Genomic DNA, 9,234 nt, shown 5'->3' with positions numbered 1-9,234 from the left:
AGCCCAGCGACCACCTCCCACTCCTGTCTTCCACGGAGAACCCACGTGTCGAACTCCTCGGGATCCGCCCTGTCCGTCGGGCGGAGCCTCCTCTATCTGATCGTCGCCGGCATCGCCTGGGGCACGGCCGGCGCCGCCGCCTCGCTGATCTTCCGCGTCAGCGACATGGGCCCGCTCGCCCTCTCCTTCTGGCGCTGCGTCGGCGGCCTCGTCCTCCTGCTCGGCGCGCTGGCGCTGCGGCCCCGGCGGGCGGCCGTCCGCACCGCTCCGGAGTCCCGCGGCCGGCGCACGGCCCGCATCCTCGGCACGGGGATCGGTCTCACCGTCTTCCAGAGCGCGTACTTCGCCGCCGTCGAGGCCACCGGCCTCGCGGTCGGCACCGTCGTCACCCTGGGCGCGGGACCCGTCCTCATCGCACTCGGCGCCCGGCTCACCATGGGGGAGCGCCTCGGCCGCGGCGGGATCGCCGCCGTCGCCGGAGCGCTCGCCGGGCTCTTCGTCCTCGTCCTCGGCGGCGGGGCCGCGGAGGTGCGCCCGCTCGGCGTCGTCCTCGCGGTGGTCTCGGCGGCCGGATACGCGGCGATCACCCTGCTCACCCGGTGGCTCGGCCGCGACGGCGGCGGTACGGACGCCCTGGCCACGACCACCTGGGCGTTCGCGATCGGGGCCGTCGGGCCGCTGCCGGCGGCGCTCGCGGAGGGGCTCGTGCCGCATACCGACGCGCCGGTGAGCGTGGTGCTGCTGCTTGTGTACGTGGCGGCGGTGCCGACCGCCCTCGCCTATGCGCTGTACTTCGCCGGGGCGGCCGTCGTCCGGGCGGCCACCGTCTCCGTGATCACGCTCCTGGAGCCGGTGAGCGCGGCCCTGATCGCGGTCTCGCTGCTCGGCGAGCGGCTCACCGCGGCGATCGTGCTCGGCACCCTGCTGCTGCTCGCCGCCGTGACGGGCCTCGCCCTCGCGGAGGCGCGGACGGCGGCGGAGGCGCGCAGGCGGGAGCCGGTGGCGGTGTAGGAGATCCGCGGTGGGGGCGGGGATTCTCATGGCCCGCCCCCACCGGTCTCATCCGTTCGTGCGGCGGCGCTGCTGGTGGGCCCGGGCGCTCAGGTCGCCGGGGCCCGCCCGCTCGGCGAGCCGCTCCGAGATCCGGTCCTGGACCTCCTGCGGCTTGTTGCCCGCGTACTTGAACTTCGCCCGTACGTCGGTCACCTCCAGGCTCAGCACCCGGATCCCCGGCAGCATCCGGCCGAACGGGGCCTCGCCCGGGGCGACGGTCGCGGTGCCGCCCTCCGGCTGGAAGTGGGCCACCTGGCGGTTGAGCAGGGCGGCCTTCTCCGCCGGATCGTCGACCACGCGCGCGGTGCAGCGCAGTTGGACGGCCGCGTAGTACGAGGTCGGGGTGCCGTGCTCGGACGGGGCGCCCTCGGGGGCCGTCCAGTGCCCCGGCACGTAGACGTAGTCGTCGACCACGCTCAGGAGCACCGTCGGGTTCGCCTCCAGGGCGTGCCAGAGCGGGTTGGGGCGGGCCAGATGGGCCAGGGCGCGGCCGTACGGGCCGGGCTCGGGCTCGTACCGGAAGTGCAGCGGCTGCACCCACGGCGGCTCGCCGGCAAGGCCGTTGACGGCGAGCTGGCCGAAGTCGTGCCGGGAGAGCCACTCGCGCCACTCGCCCTCGTCGTGGGCGGCGTCCCAGGGGTGGATCAGCATCGTCGATCCGTCCTTCCTCGCTCGGAGCGCGGCTCAGAGCGCCGTGAGGTAGCCGGGCAGGGCGACGGACGGGTCGAGGTCGTCCGACGGGATCGGGGTGCCGTAGCCGCCCTGGACGGGGATCACACCCGACCAGTACGGGAGGCCGAGGTCCTCGGGGTCGTCGTTGGGGCCGCCGTTACGGACCTTCGCGGAGACCTCGTCCAGGTCGAGCCGGATCACCGCGGTGGCCGCGATCTCCTTGGCGTTCGCGGGGCGCGAGTCGGCCGAGCGGCCGGGGACGACGTGGTCCACGAGGGCGTCGAGGGCGATCCGCAGCTCCTCCGGGTCGGTGACCTGGTGGGCGGTGCCGTGGACGACGACCGAGCGGTAGTTGAGCGAGTGGTGGAAGGCGGAGCGGGCGAGCACGAGGCCGTCGACGTGCGTCACGGTCAGGCAGACGGGCAGACCGGGGGCCGCCACGCCGTCGCCTGCCGCGCGCAGCGGCCGCGAGCCGGTGGAGCCGTGGACGTAGAGCCGCTCGCCGACCCGGCCGAACAGCGTCGGCAGGACGACCGGCGCGCCGTCGCGGACGAAGCCGAGGTGGCAGACGTAGGCCTCGTCGAGTATCGAGTGGACGAGTTCCCTGTCGTACGAGGCGCGGCCGCGGTTGCGCGTGGGCACGGTCCGGTCGGTCGGCGCGTAGGCCCCGTCCCGCGCGGACGTCTCGGTCGCGGTGCTCGTGTCGACGGCGCTCATTGCGTACTCCATTGCACTAGTGCATAATCGTGTTTGTGCTAGGAGATTACCGGATCGAAGGTCGGCGCGCATCGGAGATCGCCGCCAGCGTCGAGCGGGGGGTGGGCGCGGGCGCGCTGCAGCCCGGCCAACTGCTGCCTCCCATGCGGGAATTGGCGGGCGACCTCGGCGTGAACCCGAACACCGTCGCCGCCGCCTACCGCACCCTGCGCGAGCGCGGGGTCATCGAGACGGACGGCCGGCGCGGCAGCCGGGTGCGGCCGCGCCCCGCCACGACCGCGCGCGGCTCGATCCGCGTGGAGGCCCCCGCCGGGGTCCGGGACGTGGGCAAGGGCAACCCCGACCCCGCCCTGCTGCCACCTCTCGGCGAGGCCTTCGCGGAGGTCGCCCGGCGGTACGCCGAGCGGCCCGGGATGTACGGAGAGGCCCCCGTCGACGAGGAGTTCGGCCGCCTCGCGCGCGCCGCCTTCGACGCGGACGGCGTGCCCGCCGGGCCGATCGGCGTCACCTCCAGCTCCCTCGACGCCGTCGAGCGGGTGCTCACCGCGCACCTCAGGCCCGGTGACGCCGTCGCCGTCGAGGACCCGGGCTGGGGCAGCCTCCTCGACCTCGTGCCCGCGCTCGGACTGCGCCCGGTGCCGGTCGCCGTCGACGACGAGGGGCCCCTGCCGGAGGCGGTCGAGCGGGCGATCCGGCAGGACGGGGCGCGGGCCGTGATCGTCACCGACCGGGCGCAGAACCCGACGGGGGCCTGTGTCACCGAGGACCGGGCCCGGGAGCTGCGGCGCGTCCTCGGCGCGCACCCCGGCGTGCTGCTCGTCGAGGACGACCACGGGCACGGCTTCGTCGCGCAGCCCCTCCACCCCCTGGCCGGCGTCACCGACCGCTGGGTGCTCATCCGTTCGGTCGCCAAGGCCTACGGGCCCGACCTGCGGATCGCCGCCTTCACCGGCGACGCGGAGACCGTCGACCGGGTCCTCGGACGGCAGCGGCTCGGCCCCGGCTGGGTCAGCCGGCTGCTCCAGCGGACCGTCGCCCACCTCTGGGCCACGGACGCGATCGACCCGGCCGCCGTCGCCCGCGCGTACGGCAAGCGGCGCGACGGGCTCGTGCGGGCCCTGGCCCGGCGCGGCGTCGAGGCCCACGGGCGGGGCGGCATGAACGTCTGGGTCCCGGTATCCGACGAGACCGGCGCGGTGGCCCGGCTGCTCGCCGCGGGCTGGGCCGTCGCGCCCGGCGCCCGCTTCCGGACGGACTCGGGCCCGGCGATCCGGCTCACCGTCTCCGGCCTCACCGCCGGCGACGTCGAGGCACTGGCCGAGGCCGTGGCGGGCGCGGCGGGACCGGCGCCCGCGCGGAGCTACGGCTAGGGGCTCTCCGGGCCGGTCCTAGGGTCCATCTGCCGTGCGGCGCAAGCCCGTTCCTCGCAAGTGACGTTTCTCTGGTGAAAGCGCTACGCCGGGAGAGTGAGTAAAGCGCCCGTACAGCGATGTTCGTGCTTGGTTCAGGAAATCATCAGGTTTTGGTAAAGCCCCGCCGTGTTGCGGCGGTTCTTCACTCATGCCGTGTCTTTCCGAACTGACCAGGAGTCATACCTTGAGCTACGGAAGCAGTCTGCGCGAGGCCGTCGCGGCGCCCGGGACGACGCCGCTGATCGGCGTGTACGACATGTACTCGGCGTCCGTCGCCGCCGACCACTACGACGGGATGTTCGTCTCCGGGTTCGGCTTCGCCGCCTCGTACTACGGGCTCCCGGACATCGGCTTCATCGCCTGGCCCGACATGGTGGCCTTCGTGCAGCGGCTGCGCGGCGCGTTCCCCCGCCACCACCTGCTCGTGGACATCGACGACGGCTACGTCGACCCCGAGGTGGCCTGCCACGTCGTGGAGGGCCTGGAGCGCATCGGCGCCTCGGGCGTGATCCTGGAGGACCAGAAGCGGCCGCGCCGGTGCGGCCACGCGGACGGCAAGCAGGTGCTGCCGCTCGACGAGTACCTGGCCAAGCTGAAGATGGTCCTCGCCACCCGCCGGGACATGGTCGTCGTGGCCAGGACGGACGCCACGGACGAGGCCGACATCCTGCACCGGGCGGAGTGCCTGGCCGCCACCGACGCCGACGTCGTCCTCGTGGACGGCGTACGCAGCGTCGAGTGGATCCACCGGATCCGCGAGGTGGTCGGCGGCAAGCCGCTGCTCTTCAACCAGATCGCCGGAGGAAAGTCGCCGCGGCTCTCGCTCGACGAACTCTCCGACCTCGGCGTCGACGTGGCGATCTACAGCACGCCCTGTCTCTTCGCGGCGCACGAGGCGATGGACTCGGCGCTCGTCGAACTGAAGCGGGCCAACGGCCGGCTGCCCTCCTTCGACCCCGAGACCGGTGTCGGGGTCGCCGCCTCGACCCGGCTCCTGGAGCGGAACATCGCCCGCCACCAGACGGCCCCCGAGCGGGTGGGCGCATGAGCCCGGTGATCCCGCGCCAGGCAACGGGGCCCGGCCTCAGGGCGCCGTTGAAGGCGCTCGGTCTGGCCGCGGCCCTCCTCGCCACGGGCGCCGCGCCGGCGGCGGCCGACGGCAGCCTGCTGACCGTCATCGACAACTCGCACGCCGACTCCGTCGTGGAGATCGACCGGGCGGCCAACGTCCAGTACGGCAGCAGCGGCACGGCGGGGAGCGATCACGACGGCAGCGCCGTCGACGCCCTCCAGACCCTCTTCGGCAGGCCGCGATCGGGCGGCGACTGACGCCCGGCACACACGGAACGGCCGGACACCGCCCTCGTGGTGTCCGGCCGTTCTCTTGCCCCGCTGCCCCCGTGCGGTCAGTCCTCCAGCAGGTCGGGGAGGCCCCGCTCGTCGAGCTCGACGGGCTCGGGGCCGTCCATGGGGGCGACGGTCGCCACGGCACCGGCGGTGGCGGTGGCCGCCTGCGCCGGGCCGGCGAAGCCGAGGAAGGCGCCGGCCACGGCGAGGCCGGCGAGGAGGGTGCGGGGGAGTGCGGTGAGGTTCATGCCCGGGGAACGATCTTGTCGCCACGGGGGTCACGGAGAGTGACACGGGAGAGGGAGAGGCGCCCGCCGCCGGAGGCGCGCACGCCCGCCGTTCGGGTGGTGCCGCGGGTCTGGGTGAGCGCCGCGCCCGCCAGGACCACGAGCGCGCCGACCGGGGTGTTCCAGGTGAGGCGCTCGTCCAGGAGCGCGACGCCCGCCGCCGTGGCGATGACGGGGATGAAGTACGTGACCATGGCGGCCGTCGTCGGGCCGACCTCCGCCACGACGCCGTACTGGAGCAGCATCGCGTACCCCGTACCGAGCGCGCCGAGCGCGATCACGGCGAGGAGCGGCATCAGTTCGACCGACTCCGGGACCGAGGTGAACAGCGGGGTGACCACCGCCAGTTGCAGGGTCGCCAGACCCACCTGGGAGCCCGCGAGCGAGAGGTTCGAGGCGCCCGTGCCGCTGAGGGTCCTGCGGACGTAGATCCAGCCGACCGCGTAGCTGAACGAGGCGAGCAGGGCGAGGGCCGTGCCGGTCACGTCGAGGCCGGAGAAGCCCTGCCAGGCGCCGAGCACCGTGAGGACGCCGATGAAGCCGATGCCCAGACCGACCGCGCGGACCCGGGTGGGGCGGTCCTCGGACAGCGCCACGAGCGAGAGCACCATGCCCCAGAGCGGGGTCGTGGCGTTGCAGATGCCCGCCAGGGTGGAGGGGATCGTCAGCTCCGCGTACGCGAAGAGCGAGAACGGCAGGGCGTTCAGGAGGAAGGCCGCGACCGTCAGATGGCCCCAGACGCGGGCCCCGCGCGGCAGCCGGTCCCGCTTCACGACGATCGCGACGGCGAGCACCGCCGTACCGAACAGCAGCCGGCCGAAGCTGACCTGGAGAGGGGCGAAGCCGTCCGTGCCGACCTTGATGAAGAGGAAGCTGAAGCCCCAGATGAGGGCGAGGGCGCCGAACCGGACGCGCCAGTCGAGGAGGGGGGAGGCGGAAGAGGCGGGTGCGGGACTGGGGCTCATGCACTCAGGGTGACCGGAACGATGTCTTAGAACAAGCGAGAATTCCTCGACCCCTCCCCTTAGAATCGCTTACATGTCGAACCTGGAGCGGACATGTTGAACCTGGAGCGCCTCCGCACTCTCGACGCCGTCGCCCGGCACGGTTCGGTCAGCGGCGCGGCCGACGGCCTGCACGTCACCACCTCGGCCGTCTCCCAGCAGCTGTCCAAGCTGGAGCGCGAGGTCGGACAGCAGCTCCTCGCCAAGAACGGCCGGGGCGTGCGGCTCACCGACGCCGGGCTGCTCCTCGCCGAGCACGCCGCCCGGATCCTGTCCCAGGTCCAGATGGCCCAGGCCGACATCGAGGCACAGCGGGGGCAGGTCGTGGGCGAGGTGCGGCTCGCGGCCTTCCCGACGGCGGCCCGCGGACTGTTCCCCACCGCACTCGCCGCCCTGCGCGCCGGCCACCCCGAACTCCGCGTCCGTACGGCGGAGCTGGAGCCGGAGCCCGGCGTCCGGGCGGTCCTGCGCGGCGACGCCGACCTGGCGATCGTCCTGGACTGGAGCAACAAGCGGGCGCCCGTCCCCGGCGGCCTTGAGCGCGCCCACCTCCTCGACGACTCCGCCGACGTCGCCCTGCCCGCCGGGCATCCGCTGGCCGGCCGCGAGGCGGTGGACCTGGAGGACTTCGCCGACGAGGAGTGGGTCTCCTGGCCCGAGGGCGAGTTCTGCCACGACTGGCTGATGTTCACGCTGCGCTCGCAGGGCATCGAGCCGCGCATCGCGCACTTCGCGGGGGAGCACCACACCCAGCTGGCCCTGGTCGCGGCCGGGTTCGGGGTGTGCGTCACGCCCCGGCTCGGCCGTCCGGTGCCGGACGGGGTCGTCTTCGTTCCCGTACGGCAGAAGGTCCGGCGCCACATCTACGCCACCTGGCGCGCCGACGCGGGCCGCCGGCCCTCCGTGCGGGCGGTCGTCGCGGCGCTGCGGGCGGCGGCGGAGCCCTTGGCGAGCTGAGGCCCGGCGGCGGAACCGCCGGCCGGCTGGGGCCCGGGTTCAGAGGTCCGCGAGCTTGCGGAAGTCCCAGGAGGCGACGGCGTCCGGGGTCAGCCGGAGCCAGGCGTGCCGGCCGTCGTGGGGCATGCTGTCGAGGCCGAAGTTCTTGGCGGCGAAGAGCTGCTCGGGCACGTCGAGTTCGGGGCACGGCTCCCCGGTGCGCGGCGCCTCGCCGACGAAGACGGCCGTCCCCGACAGCTCGACCCCGCGCAGCTCGCCGTACTCCTCGCCGTCGTCCACCACGACCGCGATCCTCGGGTCGGCGCGCAGCTCCGCCCAGCGCCGGCTGCGGGTGATCGAGTACAGCCACAGCGAGGAGCCGTCCCAGACGAACCAGAGCGCGCTCACGTGCGGGCGGCCGTCGGCGGAGACCGTCGCGACCCGGCAGGTGCGCTGTTCGGCGAGGAAGGAGTCGAGCTCGGCCGGGGTCATCATGATCCGGCGTCCACGGCGCTGTGCGACGGTCATCGTCCGCACCCTTCTGGATTTCTGATGAGACGTCAGAAAGCATGGGGGTCCCACCGCGCGCGTGCAAGGGGAGGCCATGGGTCAGAGTCCGAGAGAACGGCTGGGGGAGCGGATCCGTCCGGACGGCGGAGTCGTCCTGCTCACCGTCGAGTGCCAGCAGGGGGTCGTCGGGCCCGACAGCGCCCTGCCCGAACTGGCCGCCGTCGCCCGCGCGTCGGGCGCCCTGCGGAACGTCGCCCGGCTCGTCGCCGCCGCGCACGCGGCCGACGTCCAGGTGATCCACGCCGTCGCCGAGCGGCGCCCCGACGGGCGGGGCGCCAACACCAACGCCCGGCTCTTCACGGCCGCCGCCCGGCTGCCCGTGCAGCAGCACAGCGGCAGCAGGGCCGTCCGGATAGCCGAACCGATCGAGGTCGCCGACGAGGACCTGGTCGTCCGGCGGCTGCACGGGCTCTCGCCGCTCGCCGGCACCGACGTCGACGCGCTGCTCCGCAACCTCGGCTGCCGCACGCTGATCGTCACGGGCGTCTCCGCCAACGTGGCCGTGCCCAACGCGGTCTTCGACGCCGTGAACCTCGGCTACACGGTCGTCGTGCCCGGGGACGCCATCGCGGGGGTGCCGGCCGACTACACCCCCGCGATGATCCGTCACACCCTCGCGCTCGTCGCCACGATCACCACGACCGACGAGGTGCTCGGCTGCTGGAAGGCCCCCAGGGGCGCCGGGAGTTCCGGGCGTCCCGGGGGCTCCGCGACTCCCGGGGGTGCCGTCAGCCGGGGCTGATCTCCTCGCCCACCACCTGGATCGGCTCGGGCGGCAGCGGCGAGGGTGCCGGGCCGGACTTCACGCTGCCGTCCGAGATGTCGAAGTGGCTCTGGTGGCACGGGCAGACGATGACGCCGTCCTTGATGCTGCTCACGGCGCAGCCCTGATGGGTGCACTTCGAGGAGAAGGCCTTGAACTCGCCGGCCTTCGGCTGGGTGATCACCAGCCCCTTGTCGGCGAGGATCTTCCCGCCGCCCACCGGGATGTCCCCGGTCCGGGCGAGCGCGCCGCCCTCGGGGGCGCCGTTCTTGTCGTCCGCGCCGCCCCCGCAGGCGGCGAGTGCCGCCGCCAGGCCCGCGCTGCCCGCCGCCGCGACCACCGTCCGGCGTGCCACTCCGCTCATGTGCTGCCCCTCTTTCCTCGTGTGCTGGCTGCACGGGTGACGGTACGGCTGTGAGCTGTGTCCCGTTCACAGGATGCGTACTTCGACAGCCTTACAGTTCTGACTAGAG

Annotated in this window: 12 protein-coding genes; 6 read left to right on the top strand and 6 right to left on the bottom strand. The window is 73.9% G+C overall.

The features are described 5' to 3' along the window. Positions 1-45: 45 nt before the first annotated feature. Complete coding sequence (locus ACWGN5_RS03000; RefSeq protein WP_453510849.1) at positions 46-1,011, top strand: DMT family transporter; 966 nt, start codon at positions 46-48, stop codon at positions 1,009-1,011. A gap of 48 nt (positions 1,012-1,059) precedes the next feature. On the opposite strand, the gene ACWGN5_RS02995 is transcribed toward ACWGN5_RS03000, so the two are convergent. Further along, a complete protein-coding gene (locus tag ACWGN5_RS02995) occupies positions 1,060-1,704 on the bottom strand; it encodes an FMN-binding negative transcriptional regulator (protein WP_453510848.1) in 645 nt (214 codons plus the stop codon). Positions 1,705-1,737: 33 nt separating this feature from the next. Then, positions 1,738-2,442, bottom strand: a complete 705-nt coding sequence (locus tag ACWGN5_RS02990; protein WP_453510847.1) for a pyridoxamine 5'-phosphate oxidase family protein — start codon at positions 2,440-2,442, stop codon at positions 1,738-1,740. A gap of 35 nt (positions 2,443-2,477) precedes the next feature. On the opposite strand from ACWGN5_RS02990, the gene ACWGN5_RS02985 reads away from it, so the two are divergent. The 3 genes from ACWGN5_RS02985 (at position 2,478) to ACWGN5_RS02975 (ending at position 5,183) form a co-directional block, all read left to right on the top strand. After that, positions 2,478-3,812, top strand: a complete 1,335-nt coding sequence (locus ACWGN5_RS02985) for an aminotransferase class I/II-fold pyridoxal phosphate-dependent enzyme (RefSeq protein ID WP_453510846.1) — start codon at positions 2,478-2,480, stop codon at positions 3,810-3,812. 226 nt (positions 3,813-4,038) lie between these two features. Next, positions 4,039-4,902, top strand: coding sequence for an isocitrate lyase/PEP mutase family protein (locus ACWGN5_RS02980; RefSeq protein WP_453510845.1), 864 nt, complete (start codon positions 4,039-4,041; stop codon positions 4,900-4,902). Then, positions 4,899-5,183: a hypothetical protein gene (locus tag ACWGN5_RS02975; protein ID WP_453510844.1), complete on the top strand. Its 285-nt coding sequence runs from the start codon at positions 4,899-4,901 to the stop codon at positions 5,181-5,183. The genes ACWGN5_RS02980 and ACWGN5_RS02975 overlap by 4 nt, the downstream gene beginning before the upstream one ends. Before the next feature lie 77 nt (positions 5,184-5,260). Here the strand turns inward: ACWGN5_RS02975 and ACWGN5_RS02970 are convergent, their stop codons facing one another. Both ACWGN5_RS02970 and ACWGN5_RS02965 read right to left on the bottom strand, forming a co-directional pair. Continuing rightward, the gene (locus ACWGN5_RS02970) at positions 5,261-5,449 is read right to left on the bottom strand and encodes a hypothetical protein (protein ID WP_453510843.1); all 189 of its coding nucleotides are present in this window, start codon (positions 5,447-5,449) and stop codon (positions 5,261-5,263) included. Further along, positions 5,446-6,453 (bottom strand): DMT family transporter, encoded by a 1,008-nt coding sequence (locus ACWGN5_RS02965; RefSeq protein WP_453510842.1) that lies wholly within the window; start codon positions 6,451-6,453, stop codon positions 5,446-5,448. The genes ACWGN5_RS02970 and ACWGN5_RS02965 overlap by 4 nt, the downstream gene beginning before the upstream one ends. Positions 6,454-6,546: 93 nt before the next feature. Here ACWGN5_RS02965 and ACWGN5_RS02960 point away from each other — a divergent pair, with 93 nt between their 5' ends. Further along, entirely contained in the window at positions 6,547-7,449 is a 903-nt protein-coding gene (locus ACWGN5_RS02960; RefSeq protein ID WP_453510841.1) for a LysR family transcriptional regulator, read from the top strand. A 39-nt stretch (positions 7,450-7,488) separates the two neighbouring features. Here ACWGN5_RS02960 and ACWGN5_RS02955 read toward each other — a convergent pair whose 3' ends face one another. Continuing rightward, positions 7,489-7,956: a pyridoxamine 5'-phosphate oxidase family protein gene (locus ACWGN5_RS02955; RefSeq protein WP_123458798.1), complete on the bottom strand. Its 468-nt coding sequence runs from the start codon at positions 7,954-7,956 to the stop codon at positions 7,489-7,491. A gap of 76 nt (positions 7,957-8,032) precedes the next feature. Between ACWGN5_RS02955 and ACWGN5_RS02950 the strand changes: the two genes are divergently transcribed. Then, positions 8,033-8,740: a cysteine hydrolase gene (locus ACWGN5_RS02950; protein ID WP_453510840.1), complete on the top strand. Its 708-nt coding sequence runs from the start codon at positions 8,033-8,035 to the stop codon at positions 8,738-8,740. On the opposite strand, the gene ACWGN5_RS02945 is transcribed toward ACWGN5_RS02950, so the two are convergent. Beyond that, positions 8,727-9,125 carry a Rieske (2Fe-2S) protein gene (locus ACWGN5_RS02945; protein WP_453510839.1) on the bottom strand — a complete coding sequence of 133 codons (399 nt, stop codon included), beginning with the start codon at positions 9,123-9,125 and terminating at the stop codon, positions 8,727-8,729. The two genes, ACWGN5_RS02950 and ACWGN5_RS02945, sit on opposite strands and share 14 nt — an antisense overlap. Between the last annotated feature and the right edge of the window lie 109 nt (positions 9,126-9,234).

The sequence above is a fragment of the Streptomyces sp. NPDC055815 genome (assembly GCF_053616475.1).
The sequence above is the reverse complement of the archived record's forward strand: the minus strand, read 5'-3'. Positions and strand labels throughout refer to the sequence as shown.